This is a genomic window from Pseudomonas sp. MDV22-iso1, assembly GCF_058145095.1.
Window position 1 is genome coordinate 99,890 of record NZ_JBYVMF010000004.1, and the last position, 26,382, is coordinate 126,271.

The 26,382-nt window shown below is 59.1% G+C and carries 17 protein-coding genes and 3 pseudogenes; 9 read left to right on the forward strand and 11 right to left on the reverse strand.

Features of this window, described 5'->3' with window-relative positions:
• Positions 1–4: 4 nt before the first annotated feature.
• Genes AC3ZVB_RS06800 through AC3ZVB_RS06810 form a run of 3 tightly spaced genes read right to left on the reverse strand, consistent with a single transcriptional unit; the run spans position 5 to position 1,756 of the window.
• On the reverse strand, positions 5–265 hold the full coding sequence (locus AC3ZVB_RS06800; protein ID WP_122841506.1) for a phosphopantetheine-binding protein: 261 nt from the start codon (positions 263–265) through the stop codon (positions 5–7).
• Positions 246–1,055 carry a lysophospholipid acyltransferase family protein gene (locus AC3ZVB_RS06805; RefSeq protein WP_194691635.1) on the reverse strand — a complete coding sequence of 270 codons (810 nt, stop codon included), beginning with the start codon at positions 1,053–1,055 and terminating at the stop codon, positions 246–248. Before AC3ZVB_RS06805 ends, AC3ZVB_RS06800 begins: the two co-directional genes overlap by 20 nt.
• Complete coding sequence (locus AC3ZVB_RS06810; protein WP_162439886.1) at positions 1,031–1,756, reverse strand: beta-ketoacyl synthase chain length factor; 726 nt, start codon at positions 1,754–1,756, stop codon at positions 1,031–1,033. Before AC3ZVB_RS06810 ends, AC3ZVB_RS06805 begins: the two co-directional genes overlap by 25 nt.
• A 263-nt stretch (positions 1,757–2,019) precedes the next feature.
• On the opposite strand from AC3ZVB_RS06810, the gene AC3ZVB_RS06815 reads away from it, so the two are divergent.
• Entirely contained in the window at positions 2,020–2,790 is a 771-nt protein-coding gene (locus AC3ZVB_RS06815; protein WP_194691634.1) for a ParA family protein, read from the forward strand.
• 129 nt (positions 2,791–2,919) lie between these two features.
• Here AC3ZVB_RS06815 and trxC read toward each other — a convergent pair whose 3' ends face one another.
• The gene (gene trxC, locus AC3ZVB_RS06820; RefSeq protein WP_162440178.1) at positions 2,920–3,354 is read right to left on the reverse strand and encodes a thioredoxin TrxC; all 435 of its coding nucleotides are present in this window, start codon (positions 3,352–3,354) and stop codon (positions 2,920–2,922) included.
• A gap of 269 nt (positions 3,355–3,623) precedes the next feature.
• Between trxC and mazE the strand changes: the two genes are divergently transcribed.
• Both mazE and mazF read left to right on the forward strand, forming a co-directional pair.
• A complete protein-coding gene (gene mazE, locus AC3ZVB_RS06825; protein ID WP_490146136.1) occupies positions 3,624–3,893 on the forward strand; it encodes a type II toxin-antitoxin system antitoxin MazE in 270 nt (89 codons plus the stop codon).
• On the forward strand, positions 3,893–4,255 hold the full coding sequence (gene mazF / locus AC3ZVB_RS06830) for a type II toxin-antitoxin system toxin MazF (RefSeq protein ID WP_162440180.1): 363 nt from the start codon (positions 3,893–3,895) through the stop codon (positions 4,253–4,255). The genes mazE and mazF overlap by 1 nt, the downstream gene beginning before the upstream one ends.
• A 6-nt stretch (positions 4,256–4,261) precedes the next feature.
• Here the strand turns inward: mazF and selO are convergent, their stop codons facing one another.
• The 5 genes and pseudogenes from selO to AC3ZVB_RS06855 form a co-directional block, all read right to left on the reverse strand.
• Positions 4,262–5,725, reverse strand: a complete 1,464-nt coding sequence (selO, locus tag AC3ZVB_RS06835) for a protein adenylyltransferase SelO (protein ID WP_490146137.1) — start codon at positions 5,723–5,725, stop codon at positions 4,262–4,264.
• 48 nt (positions 5,726–5,773) lie between these two features.
• Positions 5,774–9,124, reverse strand: coding sequence for a mechanosensitive channel MscK (gene mscK, locus AC3ZVB_RS06840; protein ID WP_490146138.1), 3,351 nt, complete (start codon positions 9,122–9,124; stop codon positions 5,774–5,776).
• 33 nt (positions 9,125–9,157) lie between these two features.
• On the reverse strand, positions 9,158–10,900 hold the full coding sequence (locus AC3ZVB_RS06845) for a potassium/proton antiporter (protein WP_162440183.1): 1,743 nt from the start codon (positions 10,898–10,900) through the stop codon (positions 9,158–9,160).
• A gap of 469 nt (positions 10,901–11,369) precedes the next feature.
• Positions 11,370–12,242, reverse strand: a complete 873-nt coding sequence (locus AC3ZVB_RS06850) for a methyl-accepting chemotaxis protein (RefSeq protein ID WP_490146241.1) — start codon at positions 12,240–12,242, stop codon at positions 11,370–11,372.
• A pseudogene (locus AC3ZVB_RS06855) lies at positions 12,225–12,995 on the reverse strand (MCP four helix bundle domain-containing protein); the annotation flags it as partial. The gene AC3ZVB_RS06850 and the pseudogene AC3ZVB_RS06855, both read right to left, overlap by 18 nt.
• A 275-nt stretch (positions 12,996–13,270) precedes the next feature.
• On the opposite strand from AC3ZVB_RS06855, the gene AC3ZVB_RS06860 reads away from it, so the two are divergent.
• From AC3ZVB_RS06860 to AC3ZVB_RS06875, 4 genes and pseudogenes are all read left to right on the forward strand, one after another.
• Positions 13,271–13,501: a hypothetical protein gene (locus AC3ZVB_RS06860; RefSeq protein ID WP_162440185.1), complete on the forward strand. Its 231-nt coding sequence runs from the start codon at positions 13,271–13,273 to the stop codon at positions 13,499–13,501.
• Entirely contained in the window at positions 13,498–13,800 is a 303-nt protein-coding gene (locus tag AC3ZVB_RS06865; protein ID WP_162440186.1) for a cell division protein ZapA, read from the forward strand. Before AC3ZVB_RS06860 ends, AC3ZVB_RS06865 begins: the two co-directional genes overlap by 4 nt.
• Positions 13,801–13,945: 145 nt before the next feature.
• A pseudogene (locus AC3ZVB_RS06870) lies at positions 13,946–14,989 on the forward strand (HAMP domain-containing protein); the annotation flags it as partial.
• 132 nt (positions 14,990–15,121) lie between these two features.
• Positions 15,122–15,853 carry a methyl-accepting chemotaxis protein gene (locus tag AC3ZVB_RS06875; RefSeq protein WP_490146242.1) on the forward strand — a complete coding sequence of 244 codons (732 nt, stop codon included), beginning with the start codon at positions 15,122–15,124 and terminating at the stop codon, positions 15,851–15,853.
• A 111-nt stretch (positions 15,854–15,964) separates the two neighbouring features.
• Here AC3ZVB_RS06875 and AC3ZVB_RS06880 read toward each other — a convergent pair whose 3' ends face one another.
• Both AC3ZVB_RS06880 and putA read right to left on the reverse strand, forming a co-directional pair.
• Positions 15,965–17,767 carry an acyl-CoA dehydrogenase gene (locus AC3ZVB_RS06880; protein ID WP_490146139.1) on the reverse strand — a complete coding sequence of 601 codons (1,803 nt, stop codon included), beginning with the start codon at positions 17,765–17,767 and terminating at the stop codon, positions 15,965–15,967.
• Between the two features lie 257 nt (positions 17,768–18,024).
• The gene (gene putA, locus AC3ZVB_RS06885) at positions 18,025–21,975 is read right to left on the reverse strand and encodes a trifunctional transcriptional regulator/proline dehydrogenase/L-glutamate gamma-semialdehyde dehydrogenase (protein WP_490146140.1); all 3,951 of its coding nucleotides are present in this window, start codon (positions 21,973–21,975) and stop codon (positions 18,025–18,027) included.
• 462 nt (positions 21,976–22,437) lie between these two features.
• On the opposite strand from putA, the gene putP reads away from it, so the two are divergent.
• Together putP and AC3ZVB_RS06895 are read left to right on the forward strand one after the other, a co-directional pair.
• Positions 22,438–23,922 (forward strand): sodium/proline symporter PutP, encoded by a 1,485-nt coding sequence (gene putP / locus AC3ZVB_RS06890; protein ID WP_162440190.1) that lies wholly within the window; start codon positions 22,438–22,440, stop codon positions 23,920–23,922.
• Positions 23,923–24,167: 245 nt separating this feature from the next.
• Positions 24,168–26,096 (forward strand): annotated as a pseudogene (locus AC3ZVB_RS06895) (type VI secretion system Vgr family protein); the annotation flags it as partial.
• Positions 26,097–26,382: the final 286 nt, after the last annotated feature.

Below are 26,382 nucleotides of genomic sequence, written 5' to 3' on the forward strand. Positions count from 1 at the left end.
GGTCTCAAGCTGCCTGTTTTGCGGTGACGAACGCCGCAAGGCTCGCCACGTTACTGAAGTGATTGCGCGTGTCCTTCGCATCGGCATCGATTTTGATGCCGTACTTTTTCTGGATCGCCAGGCCGAGTTCAAGCGCGTCTACCGAGTCCAGGCCCAGGCCTTCACCGAACAGTGTCTGGTCGTCGCCGATATCTTGTGCGCTGATGTCTTCGAGGCCCAGGGCGTCAATGATCAGTTGTTTGATTTCACGGTGTAGATCGCTCATCTTCGGCGAGCTCCTTAATGTAGTAAGAATGCAAAAAATCGTTGAGCTTGCGTGAGGCCTGGGGCGCCGGGCCACACGCGGCGAAGGCTTGTGGGTCTATATCGGCCCCGACGTGGAAACTGAAGTGCACGCGGCGTTTCGGAATGCGATACCAGGGCTCGGCCTTGGTGAGCGTCGTGGGGCTGACTTTAATGGTCACCGGAGTGAGGATTTTCGCACCGCGCAGCGCGATTGCCGCGGCCCCCCGATGAAAGGCCGGTGGTTTACCGGGCTGGGTGCGAGTGCCTTCGGGAAAGATGATCAGGGTCTGGCCGCTTTTCAGCGCATCGGCGGCGGCATCGAGCATGTCCATGCTGCCGTCGTTACTGATGTAGTCGGTGCTGCGCAGGGGGCCACGGGTGAAGGGATTTTCCCACAGGCTTTTTTTGACCACGCAGTTGGCATGGGGCACAAGGCCGATCAGAAACACTACGTCGATCAGCGACGGGTGATTGGCCACGATCATCTGCCCTGGCCGGCCGAGCTTTTCGGCGCCCTGAATGTTGTAGGTCAGCACGCCGGAGCGGGCCATGAACCGCACAAAAAACCAGAAGCAGCGACTGACGGTTTTCCTTGCCCGCAGCCTGTGGGTCTGGGTATCACCAGGCAGGCAGTTCAGGATCGGGAAAACCACCAGGCGCAGGCACAGCCCGCCCAACCCGAAGAGGGTGAAGCTGGCGGCGGTTGCCAGCAGACGCCAGTAATAGGCGTCGCGGGCTTTCTCGGTTACTGGTTGCGTTGCCAGGTCCATACACGATTTTTCCAGGCATGTTGGCAGGTGGTCTGCTGGCCGAGCAGGGTACGCAAGAGATTCAGTGCGTGAGGCCAGTGGGGTTTGGACAATGCTTGTGGGGTGCTGTTCAGGGACAGCTGCCAATCTTTACCGGGTGTGAGTAATAGGCCCAGCGCATACGGGAACGGCACATCGTCAATCCAGGTCGAGTAGGCTTCGGGCGGTTGCTCTTCGGTGACCACCACCAGCACCGCGGTCGCGCCTTCTTCAAGCAGCGCCGCCGCCTCTAGCATGCCGTGTTCCAGCCCGTCGCCGGCCGCCGCGAGCGCGGTCATTTCACTGGTTTCACCCCGCATGATCGACCAGAGACCGATGATCGCGTTGTGAACAGAGAGGCTGAACTGGGTCGGTGAAAGAGGCTGATCAGCGGCCAGTTCACTCAAGATGTCGAAGGTGCGTGGGGTTTCGCCGTGTCGGGAAATAAAGACCAGCGGTAAATCCTTCAGACCATCGGCCAACGGCCAGCCAACACTGAAAGCCATCCGCGCCAGACGGCTGAGTCGGCGACGCTGCATCGCGGGTAGAAAAGAGACGTCGGGGGCTGCATCGCTGCTCGGCAGCACGACCGGATCGCGGCTCCAGGCCTGCCAGTCGTCCACACTTTCGAGCCCAGGGGCCCAAGCGCGCCATTGGGCGATGTTGAAATTGATCACAGACATTCATCCCGCCCCTGGGGCTTTTTTGACGCAGTGAGTCACAAACCAGCGACATGCCTTGCGTGGCGCCAGGCGCCGAGTGGCGCGCATTATCCCGGTGCGGCGGGCGCGTAGCAAATGCTGGTTACATTTTGCTCAACAAAATGTACCGGTTGGTTCGGGAAAAGATGTCGCTTGGCCAGCATTCATATTGCGACGGAGGAGGTAGCTAAGCGGCGTGGTAGACCACTACACTCGGTCATTCTTTGATACACGGAGGTTTTGACATGCGTCGCGTGGTGTTTAATCAAAAAGGTGGCGTAGGCAAATCCAGCATTGCCTGCAATCTGGCGGCGGTCAGCGCCAGTGAAGGCTATCGCACCCTATTGGTGGATCTCGATGCCCAGGCAAACTCCACTCAGTACCTGACAGGTCTTACCGGTAATGACATCCCGATGGGCATTGCCGATTTCTTCAAGCAGACCCTGTCTTCCGGGCCGTTCTCGAAGAAAAACAGGGTCGACATCTACGAAACCCCTTTCGATAATCTCCATGTCATCACCGCCACTGCCGAGCTGGCCGATTTGCAGCCCAAACTTGAGGCGAAACACAAGATCAACAAGCTGCGCAAACTGCTCGACGAATTGTCCGAAGATTACGATCGGATCTATCTCGATACGCCGCCAGCGCTGAATTTCTATGCGGTTTCGGCATTGATCGCAGCCGATCGCGTGTTGATACCGTTCGATTGCGACAGTTTTTCGCGCCAGGCGCTGTACGGTTTGCTGGCTGAGATCGAAGAGCTGAAGGAAGACCATAACGAGGGGCTGGAAGTAGAGGGCATCGTCGTTAACCAGTTTCAGGCCCGGGCCAGCCTGCCGCAGCAAATTCTCGACGAGTTGATTGCGGAAGGATTGCCGGTGCTGCCTGTTTACCTGGGGACGTCGGTGCGCATGCGCGAATCCCATCAGGCCAATACGCCGCTGATTCATCTCGATCCTCGGCACAAGCTGACCCAGCAATTTGTCGAGTTGCATAACCTTCTCGAAAACGCCTGATTTACCGAGAACACAGAACCCATGTGGGAGCAGCCTGCTCGCGATTGAGGTGTAACAGTCAACAACGACGTTGGATGTTACGGCCCTATCGCGAGCAGGCTCGCTCGCACATTTGAATGTGCCGTGATTTTAAATCCCCTGGCTACGCAACCAGCTCATTAGCTGTGGCAGCGGAAACGCTCCGCTCTGGCGGGCCACTTCCCGGCCGTTCTTGAACAAAATCAGGCTCGGAATCGAGCGAATCCCCAACTGCGCCGACAACGCCTGGTTAGCTTCGCTGTCCAGCTTGGCCAGTCGACATTTGCCCGCCAGTTGCACAGCCGCCTGCTCGAACACCGGCGCAAATGACTTGCACGGCCCGCACCAGTCCGCCCACACGTCCACCAGCAGCGGCAGATCACCCTTGATCTGACTGGCGTAATCGCCTTGCTTCAATTCGAACGGCTTGTTCAACAACACCTCGGCCTTGCAGCGGCCGCATTTAGGGTGGTCGTTGAGGCGTTCGGCGGGGATGCGGTTCAGTCCGTTGCAGTGGGGGCAGGGGATGAGGAGAGGGTCGGTCATGTCGGGCTCCAGAATATCGGGCAATCAGTGACGGTGAGGTGGAGTCGACGGCTGTGTTTATCAAGTCGGGGTCGTCTCGTCACAGGCTCGAAGGCAGTTGCAACTGCTAACAGTTTCCAGGCATTCACTTCTGAAACGGCAACTACGCTGGGGAGCAATTTCGGCCATAAATCAATTTAGAGGTGTTAGCTTTGCCGTCAACTGCGTGCTACTTTTGTCGCACTTATCGAGCAATCGATATCTCACCTACTTCGGATAGGAGTTATCCCATGTCCGTGACTTCCAAAATACGCCGTCAAGGTGGTGCTGCGGTGATTACGCTCCCGCCTACTTTGCTCAAGCTCTTGCACCTGGAGGTAGGAGCCCAGTTGGAACTGAATGTAGTAGATGGCGAGTTGATAGCCCGCCCGGTTACTCCGACGCCGCGTAAACGCTTCAGTCTTGCTGAACTGCTTGAGGGCTCTGAAGAAATGTCTGAGCTGAACGCATTGACCGCGTCTGCACGCGAAGGTGATCCAGTTGGCCGGGAGCTGGGTTGATGGTTCGTCGTCAAGCACCACAGCGTGGCGATGTTTACTGGATTGACCCAAATCCGGTAGCGGGGCGAGAGATGATGAATCGACATCGCTTCGTCGTTATAACACCAAGAGAAATCAATGCACTGGGTGTCAGCATGACCGTGCCGGTGACCAGCGGTGGAAGTTTCAGTCGAAACACCGGCTTGGCCGTCATCATTTCCGGCCATGAAACAAACGGTGTGGCCGTCTGTAATCAGGTACGCAGTTTTGACATCGAACAGCGTGTCCGGGATGGTTCTGCCAAGTTCATCGAGCGACTCGACGATGCGACGATGGCGGACATTGTCAGCCGAGTCGTCAGCGCCATCGATCCATTGGTTTAAGCACGATTAGGACGAACAACTAATCTCCAGATGCTTGCCCCACTCCGGCGGCCGTTCGGCGTAACGTTCCATCCCCGGTTGTTCCTCGAACGGCTTGCTCAGCACCGCATGCAAACGGCGAACCTCTGAGTAATCGCCGCCCTCTGCCGCATCGATGGCTTTCTGCGCCAGATAGTTGCGCAGGATGTAGAGCGGGTTCACGGCGTGCATCCGCTCGCGGCGCTGCGGCTGGTCAATCTCTCCTTCACGCGCCACCCGGGCCACATAGCGCTCGGCCCATGCATCGAAGCCTTTGATGTCGACGAAGTCATCGCGAAGTCGGGCGACCGCCAGTTGCGGTGCTTCGTCGCCCAGGCGACGGAAGAACAGGCTGTAGTCGACGCCGCTGTTTTGCATCAGTTGCAGCAGCTGTTCGAGCAGTTTCTGGTCATCGTCTTCGGCGGTGGTGAGGCCGAGGCGACGGCGCATAAGGTCCAGATAATGGGCCTGATACAGCGGCAGGTACAAACCCAGTGTTTCGCGCAGGGCTTCGACGCTGATGAACGGTGTCAGTGCCTGGGCGAGGGCGCTGAGGTTCCACTGGCCAATCGGTACCTGGTTGCTGAAGGAGTAGCGGCCTTGGTCATCAGAATGGTTGCAGATGAAGTTGGCGTCGAAGTCATCGAGGAATGCAAACGGACCGAAGTCGAAGGTGATGCCCAGGATCGACATGTTGTCGGTGTTCATCACGCCGTGGCAGAAACCATAGGCTTGCCATTTGGCGATCAGCTCGGCATTGCGCTCGACGATTTCCCGGAACATCGCCAGGTACGGCTCCGGTTGTTCGAGGCATTCCGCGAAGTGCATGGCCAGGACGTGCTGGCCCAGTTCGTTCTGCTGCTCGGGGCGCTTGGTGTAGTAGAAATATTCGAAATGCCCGAAACGGATATGGCTCGGCGCCAGGCGCAGGACCATGGCCGCGCGCTCCTGTTTCTCGCGCCAGACCGGGGTGTCTGAACCGATCACGCACAGCGCCCGGGTGGTGGGAATGTTCAGGGCGTTCAGCGCTTCAGACGCCAGAAACTCGCGGATCGACGAGCGCAATACTGCCCGTCCATCACCCATGCGCGAGAAGGGCGTCTGACCGGCGCCTTTCAGGTGTAAATCCCAGTGTTCCCCGGCTTCGTTGTAGACCTCACCCAGCAGCAACCCGCGACCGTCGCCCAATTGGGGGTTGTAGGAGCCAAACTGGTGACCGGAATAGACCATTGCCCTCGGCACCGCGTCCGCCCAGAGCTTGTGGCCGCTGAACAACTCGGCGAACTCCGGGGTGTCGGCCACGGCCGGTTCGAGATCAAGCAGCGCCATGGCGGCGGGGCTGGCCACCACCAGTCGAGGGTTGTCGATGGGTTCAGGCAGCACATGAGCGCTAAAGGCATCGCCCAGACGGGCGAAGCGGTTATCGAAGGTCAGTTCGTCGAGGGCTTTCACCGGCCATCTCCAGCAGAATGTCCGAGCATTCTGCTAGGGATAAGCGGGTTAGTCGAGCTTGGCGGCGGGAGGCTCTTGCGGCGGTTTGCCATCGACCAGCGGCACGATGGTTTTGGTTTCCGGCTCGATCGGCACCATTTTGTATTCCTGGCCGTGAAGGTTCTTGAGGTAAACCTCCATCTGCCGGAACGAGATGTTGATGTGCTGCTTTTTGAACTCGCGATTGATGAAGCGGTTGACCTCGTCGAGTACCGGGTTACGGTCACCGAGGTCCCGCACGTGCATGCGCAGCTCATGGTCGAGCGTGCTTTCGCCGAAGTTCAGGAAATACACGTGGGGTTCCGGATCTTTCAGGACGCGCGGGTTTTCCCTGGCGGCCTTGAGCAGCAGCTCTTTGACCAGGTCCAGGTCCGAGCCGTAATCGACGCCGAGCTTGAGCGTGACACGGGTGATGGTGTCGGTCAGGGACCAGTTGATCAATTGCCCGGTGATGAACGTCTTGTTCGGGACAATGATGTCCTTGCGGTCGAAGTCGGTGATGGTCGTGGCGCGAATACGTATCTTGCTCACGGTGCCCGACAGGTTGCCGATGGTGATCGTGTCGCCGATCCGCACCGGGCGTTCGAACAGGATCATGATCCCGGAGATGAAGTTCGCAAAAATCTCCTGCATCCCGAAACCAAGCCCCACCGACAGCGCCGCTACCAGCCATTGCAGCTTGTCCCAGCTCACACCGAGGGTCGACAGGGTGGAAACGAAGCCGATGCCGGCGATCACATAGGACAGCAAAGTAGTCGTGGCGTAGGCGCTACCCTGGGCGAGGTTCAGCTTGGACAGCACCAGAACCTCCAGAAGCCCCGGCAAGTTGCGCGCAAGGGCGAAGGTGATGCCGATAATGATCAGCGCCCCGAGCATGTCGCCGATACTGATCGGCACCATGCTCATGTTGGCGCCGGTGCCGCTGGTGTATTCGTAGAGGGTAATGTTGTCAAGGTACGAAAACACCGAGATCAGGTCCGACCAGACCCAATACAGCGCGGCCATGAACCCACCGAGCAGCGCCAGGCGGATCAGGCGCAAGGACTGTTCGTTGACCTTTTCGATGTCCAGCGTCGGCTCTTCAATCACCGCTTCGCCATCGCCGGCCTCTTTGGCGGCCTGGCGTTTGGCCAAGGCACGCTGATAGGCCAGGCGTCGGGCTGCAACGCTGAGGCCGCGGACGAAGGTCGCTTCGATCACCAGCCAGAACATCAGCAGGTAAAGGGTGTTGATCAGCCGATCGCTGAGTTTCAGCGCGGTGTAGTAGTAGCCGAAGCACACCGCCACGAACAACGCTATCGGCAACGCCGTGAACATGATCCCCACAGCCTTGCGGAACAGTGAGGCATTCTCGTGAGTCGGGCTGCTGATCAGCAGACGGCTGAGCAGCCAGGCCATCAGCGCATAACAGGTGAGGACCACCGGCATGCCGAGCACGTCATCCGCCAGCGCCGCCGGTTGCAGCTCGGCAACCGCCACTACGGCAACCAGCGCCATCACTACCAGCCCGAGTCGGCGGACCCAGCCTTGCAGGAATTCGACCTGGGGCTTTTCCCAACGGAAGTGCAGCTCTGCCACGCCACCCGGCGCGAGAATCCGGTAGGCGGTGTAGAACACCAGCCAGGCCTGCGCCATTTGCAACAGTGCCGCGCCCATGTTGGCGTTTTGACCGCGAGCATCGATCTGCAAGGCCAGGCCACATAAGGCGAGGGCGAGGGAAACCGGCATCGCCAGCAGGATATTGATCAGGATCGCCTGCGGCGTGTGCAACTGACTGTCACGCTTGAAGTGACCGATGTCCTGGTGAACCTTGTTCAGGCGGGCATACAGGCTCTTGCGACGCCACAGCAGCGCGCCGATCAACAACGCCAGCGGCAGGAACAGCAGCGGTCGCTGGGTCAGACCGTCGTACAGCTCGCTTACGCTGGAGGCCCAGGGCAGGGTCGTGACCTGACGCTGCAGGCGCTCCGGCACGCTGTGCATCCACTCGAAATCCAGCGGTTTGTTGCTGGGGATCCAGAACATCTGCTCGTCGAGGGTTGCGCGCAAGCTCTGCGCGGTACTCAGCAGTTGTTTCTGATTGAGTTGCAGCGTGATGGATTCATTGAGCACTGCGCTCAATTCGCGGTTCAAACGCTCCAGCAAATCGGCGCGGGTGTTGGCCAGTTCCATCAGGCTCTTGCGCAGTTGCGGGGTGACTTGCTCCGGCGGTTGAGTCGCCAGCAAGTTGTCAACGTAAGTGGCCGGATTGCTCAGCAGTTCGCGTTGCTGGCTGACATCAAACTGATACAGGCGAATGTCGGCGATCTGGTCCGCGAGGTCGCGGTCGAGCTTGAGGCGCGGCAGGGCTTGTTTCTGTTTGTAGAGAATCTTGGAGAGCAGCAAGCTGCCTTTGAGCACATTGATCTGTTCGTCCAGTGCCGAATCGCTCTGGGTGACGCTGTCCAGTTGCTGTTTGGTTTGCAGGTTTTGCTGGGTGACGATGTTGAGGCGGTCAGTACTTTTGAGCAGGTAGTCGGACAGCTTCAGGTTGATCGAGCTTTCAGTGGCCAGCAGGCTACTGCCACCGGACTTTTGGGCTTCGATGGACTGCTGCGTGACGGTTTCCTGGGACTGGGCCAGGCGCTTCTGGTTGATCAGGTTCTGCAGTTCCTGGATCTCTTGATCCAGACGATCAGATTTCTCCGAGAGCAAGTCATGCTGGCTGTTCCCCAGGTCCTGCAACTGGCTGTTGCCGGCCAGTTCCTGGCGTCGCAGCGGGATCAGGGCATTGAGGGCGGCAAGCTCGGCATTGAGCTGGTCGCGCTGCTCGCCGCTCAGGGCCTTGCCGTTGTCCTTGCCGGCCTTGAGGGTGTTGTTGATCTGCTGGATGCGCGTCTGGCTGGCGGAGATTTCCGCCTGGGCGCGCTCGGGACGGGTTTGGGCCGTGATGACCAGGCTGTTGGCATCGGCCAATGCCTTTTGCAGATCGCTTTGCTGGGTAGAGCGCTCGGTGAGCATCTGCTCAAGTTGCTGAATCGACAGGTTGGCGAAGCGTTGCTCCACCGGCAGCACCTTGGTGCCCTTCAACCGGGTCAGTTCACGCTGATTCTCGATGTTCTGCTTGGGGGCGGTCGCCAGTTGCTGCTTGAGATCGATCAGCTTCTGCTCGTAATCACGCTTATTGTTTAGCTGGGTCAGCGTGTTTTGCAGGATGCTTTGCAGGGCTTTCTGATCGGCTTCCGGCAGTTTGCGATCGGCGATCTTGTCCAGGCTTGCTTGCACGGCTTCGCTGGAAGGTGGTTCGGCGGCTTGCAACGTACCGACCGTGAGGCTCAAGCCCAGCAGGGCCATGAAGAAATAGGTGCGCAGGGTTGACATAGAGACCGATCGAAAGCTGACGAAGTAGGGAGTTTAGAGGAAGAGTCCCGGACCCGGGCGACTTCCTTCGGGGAATCTGACGCCCACTTTACCAATCTTGTTCCCGTCCATGACCGCGACTGTCCAGATGGTGCTGTTCCACTCGACCTGGTCGCCCACTACTGGCGCACCGCCCACTTTCTGCGCGATGAAGTGGCCGAGTGACATGTCCGGATCGATGCCTTCGACCTTCAGCCCGTACAGGGCAGCAACCGCGGCCAGCTGGGCATCTCCTTCGAGCACGAAGTCGCCGAAGAAGCGCAAATCCAGACCCCGTTGCGGCGCTTGGCTGAAGAGTTTTCCGAGGGCCGGAAGGTTGTGTTCATGGCCGATAACACACAGTAAATCATCGACTTCGAGCACGGTACTACCCGACGGATGGAGCAGTTGTTGACCACGAAACAGGGCTGCGATACGTGTGCCTTCGGGCATTTTCAAGTCACGAAGGGGCGAACCGATGCACCATTTTTCGGCGCCGAGGCGATAAACGAACAGCTCCCACTCGCTGGTCACGTGGACTTCCAGAGCGGCGCGAGAGATAGGCGCAGGTTCTGGCGGCACGGTGACCTTCAAAAGCTTCGCCACCCACGGCAGGCTTGTGCCCTGAACCAGCAGCGACACCAGCACGATAAAGAACGCGAGGTTGAAATAGAGCTGGGCATTGGGCAGCCCGGCCATCAGCGGAAACACCGCCAGAATGATCGGGACCGCTCCGCGCAGGCCCACCCAGGAAATAAAGGCTTTCTCGCGGCCATGGAACGCTTTGAACGGGAGCAGCCCGACGACCACCGACAGTGGCCGCGCAAACAGAATCATCCACAGCGCCAACCCGAGGGCGGGCAGGGCGATGGGCAGCAAATCGTGGGGGGTCACCAACAGGCCAAGTACGAGGAACATCCCGATCTGTGCCAGCCAGGCCATGCCGTCGAGCATGTGCAAAATCCCGTGGCGACTGCGCACCGGGCGATTGCCGATCACCAGACCGCACAGGTACACCGCAAGGAAACCGCTGCCGTGCAGGGCGTTGGTCAGGGCGAAGATCACCAGGCCTCCGGCTATCACCAGAATCGGGTAGAGACCGTTGGCCAGGTTGATTCGGTTGACCAGTTGCAGCATGACCCAGCCGCCACCAAGGCCGATGACGCCGCCGATCCCGAACTCGCGCAACAGGTGCGTCAGCAAGCTCCAATGCAAACCGGTCTGGCCGCTGGCGAGCATGTCGATCAGGGTCACAGTGAGGAACACCGCCATCGGGTCGTTGCTGCCGGACTCGATCTCGAGGCTGGCGGTGACCCGCTCGTTCAGGCCTTTACCGCCCAGTAGCGAGAACACCGCCGCGGCATCGGTGGAGCCGACGATGGCGCCGATCAGCAGCCCCTGAATCATGTTCAGGTTGAACAGCCAGGCGGCTGCCATGCCGGTCAGTCCGGTAGTAATCAATACCCCGACCGTGGCCAGCGAGAGCGCCGGCCATAACGCCACGCGGAAACTGGACACTCGGGTGCGCAACCCACCGTCGAGCAAAATGACCGCCAGTGCGAGGTTGCCGACCAGATAGGCCGTTGGGTAGTTATCGAAAATAATGCCGCCACCATCGACACCGGCGGCCATGCCGACGGCAAGAATGATGACCAGAATCGGGATGCCGAGGCGGGACGAAAGTGAGCTCACCAGAATGCTCGCACCTACCAGCAACGCGCCGATCAAGAACAGGCTGTTGATGGTCGTCGCATTCAAAGGCAGTACTCCAGAAAAGCTGAAAGGCGGGCACAAACTGACCATGCAGTCTGCGTGCCAGCGATTCTAACCTGTTGAAATGTGATGCTGTCAAAAAGGTTTTGCAGAATTCCGATGACACCCGGGACGCGGGGTGAAATCACGGTGGCAAGGCATTGATCTGGGGTGAGGGGATTTCGTTGTATGAGGGGATTAATCTGTGGTTTTGGGATTTCGTTGTATGAGGAGATTGATCTGTGGTTAGAGGATTTACCTGTGGTTAGGGGATTTGCCTGTGGTTAGGGGATTTATCGGTGGTGAGGGGATTTATCCCCGTTGGGCTGCGAAGCGGCCCCTGCGTTTCTTCAGGCATACCGGGTAAACAGGTCTTGCGACGGCTTCGCCGCCGAACGGGGATAAATCCCCTCACCACAGGTAAATTCACTCATCCAGAGAAAAGCCCCCTCACCACAGAGATTTCGGTGCGTTCTTAGAGGCTAAACCGCCCAACCATATTGTTAAGATCCAGCGCCAACCGCGACAGTTCGTTGCTCGCCGCGCTCGTCTGGTTCGCGCCCGTTGCCGACTGCACTGACAAATCCCGGATGTTCACCAGATTGCGATCCACTTCTCGTGCAACCTGCGCCTGTTCTTCTGCTGCGCTGGCGATCACCAGGTTGCGCTCGTTGATCTCGACGATGGCAGTGTTGATCGTGTCCAGCGACAGGCCGGCGCCCCGCGCGATGTTCAAGGTCGACTCTGCACGCTCGGTGCTGTTACGCATCGAATTCACCGCATGCTCGGTGCCGCCCTGGATGCTGCCGATCATGCGTTCAATTTCGCTGGTCGACTGCTGGGTGCGATGAGCCAACGCACGCACCTCATCCGCCACCACCGCAAAACCACGACCGGCTTCACCGGCACGAGCGGCTTCAATCGCCGCGTTCAAGGCCAGGAGGTTGGTCTGGTCGGCCAGGCCACGAATAACATCGAGCACCTTGCCGATGTCGCGAGACTCATTGGCCAGGTCGCCGATCAACGTGGCAGTGCTCTGTACGTCGGCACTCATGCGTTCGATGGCGCTGACGGTTTCCTGCACCAGGTCACGGCCATCGCCGGCGGAAGTGGTGGCGTTCTTCGAGGCTTCGGACGTGCTGACAGCGTTGCGGGCAACTTCTTCCACGGCGCTGGTCATTTCGTTGACCGCCGTCGCGGCCTGTTCGATTTCATTGTTTTGCTGAGTCAGGCCACGGGCGCTTTCGTCGGTGACGCTGTTGAGCTCTTCGGCGGCGGAGGCCAGTTGCGTGGCGGAACCTGAAATCCGCTGCAGCGTGTCGCGCAGCTTGTCCTGCATTTTTGACATGGCCAGCAGCAAGCGGCCCGCTTCATCCTCGCCATCAACGGTGATCGGGCGAGTCAGGTTGCCCTCGGCAATGGCTTCGGCGGCGCTCAAGGCATTGGCGATCGGCTTGGTAATGCTGTTGGTCAGCAACCAGGCGAACAGGCAGGTCAGGCCCGTGGCGAGGACCAGCAGCGCAACGACCAGGTTGAAGGCCGATGAATACTGGTCGGCGGCTTCTTGATTGGTTTCTTCGATTTGCTGAGTGTTGATCTCAAGCAACTTCGCGAGTGCGGCGTTAACGGCTTCGGAGTTGGTGAGCAATTCGGTATTCAGCAACTTGCGCAAGTCTTCGACCTGGTTGTTGCGCGACAGGCTCTTCATCTGGTCTTCAAGTTGGCGGTACTGCGCCAGCAATTGCAGGTATTGATCATAGGCTGCACGTTCGCGCGGACCATCGATCAGCGGCTCGTAGACTTTTTGTGCGTCGCGAATCTGTTGGTTGCGCATCTCGAACAGCTCAAAGGTCTTTTGCTGTACGTCGGGTTCGCGGTTGATCAGCAGGCGATAGGACAGCACCCGCAGGCGCAGGGTCAGTTGAGTGAATTCGTCGAGGCTTTTCACGCTCGGCACGCTCGCCGAAGCAATGTCTTCACCGGCCGCGCGGATCTTGCTCATCTGATTCAAGGCAAATACCCCCAAAACCAGCATCAAACCGCCAATCAGGGCGAAGCCGAGGAACGCCCGCGGAGCGATATTCATATTACGAAGGGACATGGTATTTACCGGGAAAAGCGCATTTATGCGGCGCTGAGGCTGACGTATGAAGTGCTTATCGGTCCTACGACTAAAGTCTTGAGCGCCTGCGCGTTTTTGTCGCACAACGGGCTCGGCGACGAAGTGCAGGAACCAGATGGGTCAATCACAGTCTTTAAAACTCGCGAGGAAGGCCGCCCGCCAGGAAAATCAAGGCTTTGCGCCTGAATAACCCTGGCATCCGTGGTGACTTTTCTTTATCGTACGCGCCCCTTGAAAATGCTTGGAAAATCAAAATGTTGGAAGCATCCCTTAGCCAATTGGAACAGCTGGTCAGCGAACTGGTACAACAGAACCAGACCCTGCTCGGCACTAATCAGACCCTGAGCGCAGAACTGGCTCAGGCCAAGGATGAAAACGAAAGCCTGCAGTTGAGCCTGATGGAACAGGAAGAAAAACAAGGCGCCACCGCTGCCCGCATCCAGGCCCTGGTTGAGCGCGTAAGCGCCGGCCCAGTCAGCGCATGAATCAGGGCGCCGCAGGGGTAAAAGTCGTCTCGATCCTGGGGGAGGACTATTCGATCAGGGCGCCGGCCGGGGAAGAGCAAACCCTGCTGGACGCCGCGTTAATGTTGAAGGCTGCACTGGCCGACACCAAAAAGAAGTACCCGACGCTGATCGGTGACCGGCTGCTCGTATTGGCCGCGATGAATCTGTGTTCCCAGCAGATCGACATGCAAAAGCAACACAAGCTCGAACTCGACCGTTACCAAGAGCAAGTCAGCGCCACGGTTGAAGTGATCGCCAAGACCATCAATCAGGCCTGATCCGCTTTGCGCACAACCAAAGAATAAATTGTCGTTTGAGTTGTATACAATCGGCACGGCTGTTGCATTGTTTCAGCCTCTTATTCTTTGGGGGTGTTCCATGCAGTTCTGGCGACGCAGTATTCAATGGCAACTGATCCTGAGCATGGGCACCGCCCTGCTGGTCAGTGTGCTGATCGTGGTTGGCATTTATACCCTTGTGGTCAATCGCCTCGCCCAGAGCTACCTGGTCGAACAGGCGCTGCCGTCGAGCATCGAAGCGATGCGCAATGACATCGAGCGCATCCTCGTTCAACCCCTCACCGCCGCCAAGGATATTGCCAGCAACAGCATGGTGCGAGACTGGCTGGCCGAAGGTGAAAACAGCGCCCAGGCTGCAAACTTCGTCACTTATCTGGAAGGCATCCGCGCCGAGCATGACGCTTTCACCGCATTGATAGTCGGCACAGCGTCCAGTCATTACTACAACGAAAAGGGCCTTGATCGGACCCTCAGTCGTTCGAACCCCAAGGACGCCTGGTTCTACGCGTTCCTCGACAGCCCTCAGTCACGCACCCTCAATATCGACAATGACGCCGCGACCGGTGAGTTGGCGCTGTTTATCGATCTCAAGGTCGAACAGGCCGGCAAAGTCGTGGGCGTTGCCGGGCTTGGCCTGAGCATGAAAGAGCTGTCGGCGTTGATCCACAATTTCAGTTTTGGCCAGCGGGGCAAGGTTTATCTCGTGCGGTCCGACGGGTTGATCCAGGTCCATCCTGATGCGCAATTGAGCGGAAAACGCACGTTAGTGGAGCAAATTGGCGCGGCAGGCGCCCAAGCGGTGATGGGGCAGCGCGCTTCCTCCAACGCGTCCGCCACGCACAGCAGTTTTGTGCGCGACGGTGAAGATTATCTGGCGCTGAGCCTGCCGTTGCGGGATCTGGGCTGGACGTTGGTGGCCGAAGTGCCGCAGTCGCAAATCTATGCCGAAGCCCGTCAGGCCATGTGGATGAGTGCCGGGATCGGTCTCGCTGTGGCGCTGGTGTGCTTGCTGTTGGTCGTGTTGCTGGCCCGTGGGCTGGTGCGGCCGATCCGACAGGTAACAGCGGCGCTGGTAGCCATCGGTAGCGGTGGTGGAGATTTGACTCACCGACTCGATGCCGGTCGCGCCGATGAGCTGGGTGATCTGGCGCGCGGTTTCAATCGGTTCCTGGACAGTCAGCGCGAGTTGATCGGCGAAGTGCTGAGCACCAGCGAGCGTCTGCGCACGGCGGTTAACCAGGTGGCGCGAGTGGTGGACAACACGGCCGAACGCTCCGGGCGGCAGCAGGAAATGACCGACATGGTCGCGACTGCCGTTCACGAAATGGGCCTGACTGTGCAGGACATTGCCCAGAGCGCCGGCAATGCTGCGGTGGCTTCACAACATGCGCGGGATGAGGCGATGCAAGCCCGGGAAGTGGTCGGTGGCTCGATCAGGCACATTGAGAGCATGTCCGACGAAATCGGTCTCGCAGCCAGTGCTGTGGGGGCATTGGCCCATCAGGTCGCGTCCATCGATCAAGTGCTGGCGGTGATCCGCGGGATTTCCGAACAGACCAATCTGCTGGCGCTCAATGCCGCCATCGAGGCCGCTCGAGCGGGTGAAATGGGCCGAGGATTTGCTGTGGTGGCGGATGAGGTACGGACGCTGGCGCGGCGCACGCAGTCGTCCACGGATGAGATTCAGCAGATGATCGGCAGCCTCAAGCAAGGTGCGCAGAATGCTGTTTCATCGATGCATTCCGGGCAAGCGGCGACCGGCACGGGGGTTGAGTCGAGTCAGCGCACCGGGGCATCGTTGACCGCGATAACCGGGCAGGTCGAACGTATTAGCGACATGAACCATCAAGTCGCGACGGCGACGGAAGAGCAGTCGGCGGTAACGGAAGAGATCAACCGAAACGTGCAGGGGATTTCGGATCTGGCTCGAGCGACAGCGGGGGAGGTCAGGGCGTGTCGTGAGGATTGTCAGACATTGCAGCGCTTGGCAGATGATCTGGCGCGGCAGATGGGTGGGTTTCGGTTGAGTTAAAAGATCAAGAGATCGCAGCCTGCGGCAGCTCCTACATTGGAATGCGTTTCCCTGTAGGAGCTGCCGCAGGCTGCGATCTTTTTTGTGGTCGTTACACCGATCTAAACCTGATCAAAACCACTCATCCTGCATCGTCAGGCACACATCATCCCGAGCCTCAAGAATGGCCAGTTCATGGTGGCAACCCGGCACTTCCCAGGTCAGGAAGTACCGCGCCGCCTGCAGCTTTCCTTTGTAAAAGCTCACATCAGCTGCATTGCCTCTGGCCAGTCCTTCCTCGGCACGAATCGCCTGTTCCAACCAGCGCCAGCCGATGACCGAGTGGCCGAATACCTTCAGGTACAGCGCCGAGTTCGCCAGGCTGCTGTTGACTTTGCCCTGGCCAAGATCGGTCAGCAGGCCGATGGTCACGGCTTGCAGGCGCGCCACCAGTTTCTCCAGTGGCTCACGCAGGGTGGTCAGCGATTCGTACGCTTGCGCGCGCTCCGCAGTATCGGCGATCAAGCGGATCAGTTGCTTGAGCCCGGCCCCCCCGTTCTGCGCCAGTTTGCGTCCCAGCAGGTCCAGCGACTGAATGCCGTGGGTGCCCTCATGGATCGGGTTCAAGCGGTTGTCGCGGTAATACTGCTCTACCGGATACTCACGGGTGTAACCGTGACCGCCAAGAATCTGGATCGCCAGTTCGTTGGCTTTCAGGCAAAACTCGGACGGCCATGATTTGACGATCGGCGTCAGCAAATCGAGCAGCTCATGGGCCTGTTTACGTTCGGATTCGGTTTCCAGCGTGGTGGTGTCATCGAACAAACGAGCGGCATATAACCCAAGGTCGAACGAGCCTTCGACGTAGGCTTTTTGGGTCAATAGCATGCGTTTGACGTCCGCGTGCTGGATGATCGCCACCGGCGCCGTGTTCGGGTCTTTACTGTCCGGCACCCGGCCCTGTGGCCGCTCGCGGGCGTACTCCAGGGAATACAGGTAACCGGCGTAACCCAACATCACTGCGCCCATACCGACGCCGATCCGTGCTTCGTTCATCATCTGGAACATGTAGCTCAAACCGTGGTGCGGCTTGCCGACGAGGTAGCCGACACAGTCACCGTTATCACCAAAATTCAGCGCGGTGGAGGTGGTGCCGCGCCAGCCCATCTTGTGAAACAGCCCGGCCAGCAGCACGTCGTTGCGCTTGCCCAGGCTGCCATCGTCGTTGACCAGAAATTTCGGCACGATAAACAGCGAAATGCCCTTCACCCCGGCCGGTGCATCCGGCAGTTTTGCCAGCACCATGTGCACGATATTTTCCGACAGCGAGTGATCGCCACCGGAAATGAAGATTTTGTTGCCCTTGAGTCGATAGGTGCCGTCGGACGCCGGTTCTGCGCGTGTACGAATATCCGACAGCGACGAGCCTGCGTGAGGTTCGGTCAGGGCCATGGTGCCGAAGAAGCGACCGTCGATCATGGGTTGCAGGAAGCGCTGCTTTTGCTCGTCGGTGCCGAAGCTTTCGATCAGGTTCGCCGCACCCATGGTCAGGAACGGGTACGAGGTCGATGCCGCGTTGGCCGACTGAAAGTGAGCGAAGCAAGCTTGGGACAACAACGTTGGCAATTGCATGCCGCCCGCGTCGAAACTGCGCGCGGCGTTGAGGAATCCGGCCTCGAGGAAGGCATCCACCGCCGGTTTGACCTCTGGAATCAGAATCGCCTGACCGTCCTCATAGCGCGGCTCGTTCTCGTCGCCCTTGCGGTTGTGCGGCGCGAAGAATTTTTCAGCGATGTTGCGAGCGGTGCCCAGGGCGGCGTCGAACGTTTCGCGATTATGCTCGGCGAACCGCTCACGCTGGGTCAGGCCCTCGGCATCGAGGACTTCGTACAGCTCGAAAGCCAGATTGCGGGAACCGAGCAACGTCTCGGTCATGGCGGCCTACCTTTTTTTGGGATGGGCCGAGTCTAGGCGTGGGAATTAAGGCTGAACAGGATGATTGATAGCGGTGATGTCGTAGCCGCGTGGCCGCTTAACAAACACTACAAACCACTGTGGGAGCTGGCTTGCCGGCGATGGCGGTAGATGAGTCAACATTAATGGTGACTGATACATCGCTATCGCTGGCAAGCCAGCTCCCACAGGGGGTTTCGCTGAATCGGGCACCTATGCAGGAGCCCGGTTCATCGGTATTAACCGATCGTCATCAAGCTCGCATTACCACCCGCCGCAGCGGTGTTAACGCTCAACGCGCGCTCGATCACCAGGCGCTCCAGCGCAATGTTGGTTTCGCCCTGGGACAAGCCATGGACCCCGACAATTGCTCCGGCACGCTTGGCCACTTGCTGGCAGACCGCACGCAGCTGATCGGAATGGCCGTGATGCAGAACGGCGTCAAACACCACTTCATCCTTGTTCCAGTCGGAAACCAGTTTGATGCGTGCCTGAACGTCCTTCGGCAAACGTGCGAACAACGCCTTGGTCAATTCCGCTTCCGGCCAAACTGCCGAGCCGCCGACTGCCAATACCGCCGTCAGTTGGGTCAGCAGATCGCCCTCGACTTCCGCCAGGCACAACACGTGTTCACGTGGCAGGATCGCGTAGCTGTTGCGCTCGCCGGTCGGGCCGGCCAGCAAACGTGTAATCCCGCTTTGCGATTGCGCGGCGAATTGCACGCACAGAGTGCTCAGGTCGGCGAGCTTGTTGCTGTCGGCCCAGGCTTTCAGCGCGGTCAGCGGTTTGCTCATGGCTTCACGCAGACGCACATCCGGCGCAGCGATCGCGTCACCGCGAGCGAAGGATTGTTCGATAGCGTCGGTAGGACGCGTCGACAGCAGACGGTACAGGTACAACGGACCACCGGCTTTCGGGCCAGTGCCCGACAGGCCTTCGCCGCCGAAAGGTTGCACACCGACCACCGCGCCCACGATGTTGCGGTTCACGTAGACGTTACCGGCGTTGACGTTGTCGATCACCTTGGCAATGGTCTCGTCGATGCGCGTGTGCACGCCCAGTGTCAGGCCGTAACCGGAAGCATTGATCTGACCGATCAGTTGATCGATGTCTTTGCGCTTGTATCGAACCACGTGCAGTACCGGACCGAAGATCTCCCGCTGAAGCTCGTCAAAGCTTTCCAGTTCGATCAGGGTCGGCATCACGAAGGTGCCGCGTTTGACTTCTTCGCTGTTGGCGATAGCCACCTGGTACACGTTGCGACCTTTGTCGCGCATGCCCTGGATGTGCTTCTCGATGCCAGCCTTGGCTTCGGCGTCGATCACCGGGCCGATGTCAACGGACAGGCGCTCTGGATTGCCGAGACGGCATTCAGCCATCGCGCCTTTGAGCATTTCGATGACGCGGTCTGCGGAATCTTCCTGCAAGCACAGGACGCGCAGAGCGGAGCAACGCTGACCGGCGCTGTCGAAAGCTGACGACACCACGTCGATCACGACTTGTTCGGTCAGTGCCGAGGAGTCGACGATCATCGCGTTCTGGCCGCCGGTTTCGGCGATCAGCGGAATCGGACGACCCTGTGCATCCAGGCGTCCGGCAATGTTGCGTTGCAGCAAGCGAGCGACTTCGGTGGAACCGGTGAACATCACGCCTTTGACGCGATCGTCGCCGACCAGGCCGGCACCGACGGTTTCGCCGCGGCCCGGCAGCAGTTGCAGCACGCCTTCCGGGATGCCGGCTTCGAGCAGCAGGCGCACGGCTTGAGCGGCCACCAGCGGGGTTTGTTCCGCAGGTTTGGCCAATACCGGGTTACCGGCAGCCAACGCCGCAGCGACCTGGCCGCTGAAGATTGCCAGCGGGAAGTTCCACGGGCTGATGCAGACCACGGGGCCCAATGGGCGGTGGGCGTCGTTGGTGAAATCGTTGCGAGCCTGCACCGCGTAATAACGCAGGAAGTCCACGGCTTCACGCACTTCAGCGATGGCGTTGGCAAAGGTCTTGCCGGCTTCGCGAGCCAGCAGGCCCATCAGCGGCTGAATCTCGCCTTCCATCAAATCGGCGGCACGTTCCAGAATCGCAGCACGCTCGGCTGGCGGAGTGGCCTGCCAGATTGGTGCCGCGTTCAGGGCGCACTGGATCGCGTTGTCGACGTCTTCGACGGTCGCTTCTTGCACATGGCCTACCACGTCACGCAGGTCGGACGGGTTCAGCACGGGTGCAGGAGTTTCAGTGCTGGAGGCGCAACCGAGCATCGGCGCGGCTTTCCAGTCGTTGTGAGCGGTAGCCAGCAGGGCGCAGGACAGGGAAGCCAGACGATGTTCGTTGGCCATGTCGATGCCGCTGGAGTTGGCGCGCTCGACACCATAAAGATCACGCGGCAGCGGGATACGTGGGTGCGGCAGGCCGAAGCCGCCTTCCAGCGTCGCCATCTGCTCGATGCTGGCCACTGGATCGGCCACCAACGCCTGAATCGAGATCGACTGATCGGCAATCTGGTTGACGAACGAGGTGTTCGCGCCGTTTTCCAGCAGACGACGTACCAGGTACGCCAACAGCGTTTCGTGGGTGCCAACCGGTGCGTACACGCGGCACGGACGGTTCAGCTTGCCTTCGGAAACTTTGCCTACGACCTGTTCGTACAGTGGTTCACCCATGCCGTGCAGGCACTGGAACTCGTACTGGCCGGGGTAATAGTTCTGACCGGCAATATGGTAAATGGCCGACAGGGTATGGGCGTTGTGCGTGGCGAACTGCGGGTAGATGACTTCCGGTACCGACAGCAGTTTGCGTGCGCAAGCGATGTAGGAAACGTCGGTGTACACCTTGCGGGTGTAGACCGGATAGCCTTCCAGGCCATCGACCTGGGCGCGCTTGATCTCGCTGTCCCAGTACGCGCCTTTTACCAGACGGATCATCAGGCGATGACGGCTGCGGCGTGCCAGGTCGATCACGTAGTCGATCACGTACGGGCAACGCTTCTGGTAAGCCTGGATCACGAAGCCGATGCCGTTCCAGCCGGTCAATTGCGGCTCGAAGCACAGGCGTTCCAGCAGGTCCAGCGACAGCTCGAGGCGGTCGGCTTCTTCGGCATCGATGTTCAGACCGATGTCGTATTGCTTGGCCAGCAGGGTCAACGACAGCAGGCGCGGGTACAGCTCGTCCATCACACGCTCGTACTGCGCGCGGCTGTAGCGCGGGTGCAGTGCCGACAGCTTGATGGAGATGCCCGGGCCTTCATAAATCCCACGACCGTGGGACGCTTTGCCGATCGAGTGGATGGCTTGTTCGTACGAGGCCAGGTACTTCTGGGCGTCGTGTTCGGTGAGTGCAGCTTCACCGAGCATGTCGTAGGAATAGCGGAAACCTTTGGATTCGAACTTGCTGGCGTTCGCCAAAGCTTCGGCGATGGTTTCGCCGGTGACGAACTGTTCGCCCATCAGGCGCATGGCCATGTCGACGCCCTTGCGGATCATCGGCTCGCCGCTCTTGCCGATGATGCGGCTCAGGGACGAAGTCAGGCCGGCTTCATTGTGGGTGGCGACCAGTTTGCCGGTCAGCAGCAGACCCCAGGTGGCGGCGTTGACGAACAGCGACGGGCTGTTGCCCAAATGCGGGTGCCAGTTGCCGGTGCTGATTTTGTCGCGAATCAATGCATCGCGTGTGCCTTTGTCCGGAATGCGCAGCAGCGCCTCGGCCAGGCACATCAGTGCGACGCCTTCCTGGGAGGACAGGGAAAATTCCTGCAGCAGGCCCTGAACAATGCCTGCACGGCCGCCAGCGCTTTTCTGATTGCGCAATTTTTCGGCAATCGAGGCGGCGAGCTTGTTGGTGGCTTCTGCCATGGCAACCGGCAGGCGAGCCTGCTCGATCAGCATCGGCACGACTTCCGGCTCCGGGCGACGGTAAGCGGCCGTGATCGAAGCGCGCAGCACCGATTGCGGAAGGATGCTTTCGGCGAATTCGAGGAAGCACTGATGGGCGTGATCCAGCGGCGCGTCGACGGTGTCGTCGGAGTCCTTGGTCAAACCGTTCAGCTCGGTCAGGGTTGCACCACCCTCGAGTTTTTCCAGGTAATTGAAAATCGCCTGTTTGATCAGCCAGTGCGGCGTGCGATCAATCGAGGTCGCGGCAGCCTTGAGGCGCTCGCGGGTAGGGTCGTCAAGTTTGACCCCAAGGGTGGTGGTAGCCATATTTTTATCCTCATGTTTGCCACGACTGCGTGGCATCAGCTGGCGGCAAGATTAGCTGCGCACTGAACGAGGTGCAACCGGGTGCAACCCTTTTTTTGTAGGAAAAATAGGCAGCTCGTCAGGAAATGGATTCTGGAAGCCTTTCCTGCCTTTGCTTGGTGCTTTTACTTATAGCAACATCAAGTTACTGCTCTAAAAGGGAGCAAAAACATACCTTTGCCGCTTATTTCCGACTAGGTGCAACTTATTCTCCAGAAACTGGTTGCACCTTATTTACTTTGTTGAATAGCATTCGCGCCCAAGGTGCAACCGACTAGAAAGCTCGGTGCTCCGGCTGATGGCTTTCCTGGGGAAACATCAGTCATAAATGCGCGGGATCCGGAATCGTCTGTCAAACGTCGTCGTTTGCGAGCGGTTAACCAAGACCGCCGCTACATAAAAACAAAGCCAGGGCGTAACTCAATGAGCGTAAGCAATCCAACCCTGATCACGTTCGTGATCTACATCGCAGCAATGGTGCTGATCGGCTTCATGGCCTATCGCTCCACCAATAACCTTTCTGACTATATTCTGGGCGGTCGTAGCCTGGGTAGCGTCGTGACTGCATTGTCCGCCGGTGCTTCCGACATGAGCGGCTGGTTGTTGATGGGCCTGCCGGGCGCCATCTATATGTCTGGGCTTTCCGAAAGCTGGATCGCCATCGGCCTGATCGTGGGTGCCTACCTGAACTGGCTGTTCGTCGCTGGCCGTCTGCGTGTGCAGACTGAGCACAACGGTGATGCGCTGACCCTCCCGGATTACTTCTCCAGCCGTTTCGAAGACAAAAGCGGCTTGCTGCGGATCATTTCTGCGGTCGTGATTCTGGTGTTCTTCACCATCTACTGCGCTTCCGGCATTGTGGCCGGTGCCCGTCTGTTCGAAAGCACCTTCGGCATGTCCTACGAGACCGCGCTGTGGGCCGGTGCTGCGGCAACAATTGCCTACACCTTCGTCGGTGGTTTCCTGGCCGTGAGCTGGACTGACACCGTACAAGCCACGCTGATGATCTTCGCCCTGTTGCTGACACCGATCATCGTGCTGCTGGCCACCGGTGGTGTCGACACCACGTTCCTGGCGATCGAAGCGCAAGATCCAAGCAACTTCGACATGCTGAAAAACACCACCTTCATCGGCGTGATCTCGCTGATGGGCTGGGGCCTGGGCTACTTCGGCCAGCCGCACATCCTGGCGCGTTTCATGGCCGCGGATTCGGTAAAGTCGATTGCCAAGGCGCGTCGCATCTCCATGGCCTGGATGATCCTGTGCCTGGGCGGCACCGTAGCGGTCGGTTTCTTCGGTATCGCCTACTTCTCGGCGCACCCGGATCTGGCCGGTCCTGTGACTGAAAACCCTGAGCGTGTGTTCATCGAGCTGGCAAAAATCCTGTTCAACCCATGGGTTGCCGGTGTGCTGCTGTCGGCCATTCTGGCGGCGGTGATGAGTACGTTGAGTTGCCAGTTGCTGGTCTGCTCGAGCGCCCTGACCGAAGACTTCTACAAGACTTTCCTGCGCAAGAGCGCTTCCCAGGTTGAACTGGTCTGGGTCGGTCGCGCCATGGTCCTGCTGGTTGCCCTGATCGCCATCGCGATGGCCGCTAACCCGGAAAACCGTGTACTGGGTCTGGTCAGCTACGCCTGGGCCGGCTTCGGTGCTGCGTTCGGCCCCGTTGTCCTGATCTCCGTGATCTGGAAAGACATGACCCGTAATGGCGCACTGGCCGGTATCCTGGTCGGCGCGATCACTGTGATTGTCTGGAAACACTTCGAGTTGCTGGGTCTGTACGAAATCATCCCTGGTTTCATCTTCGCCAGCCTGGCGATCTACATCGTCAGCAAACTGGGCGCGCCGACTGCTGGCATGCTGCAGCGTTTCGAAGCTGCCGAAGCTGATTTCCGCCTGAACAAGTAATGGGGATGAGCTAACGCTCTGAACCTTTGCTGACATGAAAACGGCCCGTTTCCTTTGGAACCGGGCCGTTTTTTTATGCCGGTAGCACTCACTTCAATCACCCGGATTGTCTGTAGCCAAACGCCTGTTTTCGGTCGGTAAAAGCGCCAGGCGCCGTCAGAAAAGTCTGTTTTTCCTGTCCCCCCGTCAGTACCCGTTGTCGCTCATACAGAATCGCTCACCTTCGTTCTGCAGAGACACATCGGATGTTCGCTCCTGCCAATCAGCCGCGTTTCACGTTGACCCTCGATGGCGATTCAAAAAGTGACTTCAAGGTGCTTGAGTTCAGCGGTAAGGAGGCCATCAGCCAACCCTACCGTTTTGACTTGGAACTGGTCAGCGACCGCCCGGACATAGACCTCGAAACGCTCCTGCATCGTGAGGCGTTTCTAAGCTTTGATTCGGGCGAGGCCGGCATTCACGGCCAGATCTTTCGGGCAGGCCAGGGATGCTCCGATCATCGGCGAACGCACTATCAGATCAGCCTTGTGCCGCGTCTGGCGTACCTCGGCCAGCGCATCAATCAACGTATTTTCCAGCATCAAAGCGTGCAGGCCATCATCACCCTGGTCCTCAAGGAGCACGGCATCCTGGGGGATGCCTTCAACTTTCAGCTCGACCATCAATACCCGGAACGCGAGTACTGCGTGCAATACGCGGAAAGCGATTTGGCGTTCATTCAGCGCCTGTGTGCGGAGATCGGCTTTCACTACCATTTTCGACACAGCCCCGACGGGCATTTGCTGGTGTTCGCCGATCACCAGACGGGTTTCACGCTGCTCCCTGAACCGACTGTTTACCGGCCGCGAAGCGCAACAGTGGCGGATCAACCCGTCATCAAGCGCTTCGACGTACGCTTTGAAACCCGAATGACAAATGTGTCTCGTCGCGATTACGACTTCCTGAAGCCGCATCTGGCGCTTGAAAGCCGCGCCGGTCAGAAACAGTCGGTGCATGAGGATTATCAATTTCCGGGGCAATTCGCCGAGCCGGAGCATGGCAAGCGTCTGGCGCAGCGGGCTCTGGAGCGGCATGGCGCCGATTATCAACAGGCCGAAGGGCTCAGCGATCAGCCTGCGTTAATCAGCGGGACATTCCTGCGGTTAGCCGAGCACCCGCAAGAGAAATGGAACGACCTGTGGCTGATTACCCAAACCGAGCATCGCGGTCGGCAGCCGCAGGTGCTTGAAGAGTCAACGCCGACCGACAATCCGAATGATTTAAAAGGCTATCAAAACACCTTTCTGGCGACGCCGTGGGACGTGCTGTTTCGCCCGCCATTGGGTCCAGAAAAGCCGCGCATGCTCGGCTACCAGTCCGCCGTGGTGACGGGACCCAAGGACAGCGAAATCCACTGCGACGCGTTTGGCCGGGTCAAGGTACAGCTTGCCTGGGACCGTGAAGGTGAGCGCGATGAACATTCCAGCTGCTGGCTGCGCGTGGCCTCGGGTTGGGCGCACGACCGATATGGCAGCGTGATGATCCCGCGGGTAGGCATGGAAGTGCTAGTGGGGTTCATTGATGCCGACGCGGACAAACCGCTGGTAATGGGTTGCGTGCCGAATGCGGCCAATCCGATGCCGTTGAACCTGCCAGCGGACAAGACTCGCAGTATTTTTCGCAGCCAGACCAGTCCGGGTGGCGGTGGCTACAACGAAGTGCGAATCGAGGACCGCAAGGGCGCTGAAGAGATCTATCTGCGAGCTCAGCGGAACTGGAATCAACACGTGCTCAACGATCAGCATGTGCAAGTGGGCAATCAGCGCCACGTCGTGATTGGTGGCGATCAGTCGCAGGGGGCGAGCGACAACCTGCGAGTGCACGGTGATCAATCTGTCCGGGTAAACAATCAGAACCTTGAGGCGAGCGGGCATTTCCATGTGCGTGCGGGCCAGCAGGTTGTTATCGACGGCGGTGCCAGCTTGTCGATCCAGGCGGGCGGGCATTGGATCAACATTGGCCCTGGCGGAATCTTCAGCAGTGTAGAGATAGAGCTTGGTGGTGCGCTGATGCCTGTAATGGGCGCCGCGACCCCTAAAGTGGTACCTGCCGCGTTAAGCCCCGCACAAATCCGCAGCCTCAAAAGCCCCGCGCCGTTCTGCGAAGAATGCGAGCGTTGCAAGGATGGCCTCTGCCTTCCTCCGAACTCGTTACTCGACACTTCCAAAGCCGCCGTGAGCGAAGGCGCTGAACCGGGTTTTCACATCGTCGAGCAACCCATGTCCCGTGCGGCGCTCGAGTCTCTGCTCTTCCCCCAGCCGACCCCGGCCGTTATTGAAAAATTTCGCCGCCTCAATCCGCAAGTGAGTGGCTACGCCAAGCCTGGTCAACTGATCGTCCTGAGCGACCCCGGCAACACCCAATGCACCCGCGAAGAAGCGTTGCTGATGGAAGCGGCGCAGACCGTCGACGCGGCGCTGG

Bases quoted from the DNA above. Each gene is read 5' to 3' on its own strand.
- AC3ZVB_RS06800 (WP_122841506.1), bottom strand. From the start codon at position 265: ATGAGCGATCTACACCGTGAAATCAAACAACTGATCATTGACGCCCTG.
- AC3ZVB_RS06805 (WP_194691635.1), bottom strand. From the start codon at position 1,055: ATGGACCTGGCAACGCAACCAGTAACCGAGAAAGCCCGCGACGCCTAT.
- AC3ZVB_RS06810 (WP_162439886.1), bottom strand. From the start codon at position 1,756: ATGTCTGTGATCAATTTCAACATCGCCCAATGGCGCGCTTGGGCCCCT.
- AC3ZVB_RS06815 (WP_194691634.1), top strand. From the start codon at position 2,020: ATGCGTCGCGTGGTGTTTAATCAAAAAGGTGGCGTAGGCAAATCCAGC.
- trxC (WP_162440178.1), bottom strand. From the start codon at position 3,354: ATGACCGACCCTCTCCTCATCCCCTGCCCCCACTGCAACGGACTGAAC.
- mazE (WP_490146136.1), top strand. From the start codon at position 3,624: ATGTCCGTGACTTCCAAAATACGCCGTCAAGGTGGTGCTGCGGTGATT.
- mazF (WP_162440180.1), top strand. From the start codon at position 3,893: ATGGTTCGTCGTCAAGCACCACAGCGTGGCGATGTTTACTGGATTGAC.
- mscK (WP_490146138.1), bottom strand. From the start codon at position 9,124: ATGTCAACCCTGCGCACCTATTTCTTCATGGCCCTGCTGGGCTTGAGC.
- AC3ZVB_RS06850 (WP_490146241.1), bottom strand. From the start codon at position 12,242: ATGTCAAAAATGCAGGACAAGCTGCGCGACACGCTGCAGCGGATTTCA.
- AC3ZVB_RS06860 (WP_162440185.1), top strand. From the start codon at position 13,271: ATGTTGGAAGCATCCCTTAGCCAATTGGAACAGCTGGTCAGCGAACTG.
- AC3ZVB_RS06865 (WP_162440186.1), top strand. From the start codon at position 13,498: ATGAATCAGGGCGCCGCAGGGGTAAAAGTCGTCTCGATCCTGGGGGAG.
- AC3ZVB_RS06875 (WP_490146242.1), top strand. From the start codon at position 15,122: ATGGTCGCGACTGCCGTTCACGAAATGGGCCTGACTGTGCAGGACATT.
- AC3ZVB_RS06880 (WP_490146139.1), bottom strand. From the start codon at position 17,767: ATGACCGAGACGTTGCTCGGTTCCCGCAATCTGGCTTTCGAGCTGTAC.
- putA (WP_490146140.1), bottom strand. From the start codon at position 21,975: ATGGCTACCACCACCCTTGGGGTCAAACTTGACGACCCTACCCGCGAG.
- putP (WP_162440190.1), top strand. From the start codon at position 22,438: ATGAGCGTAAGCAATCCAACCCTGATCACGTTCGTGATCTACATCGCA.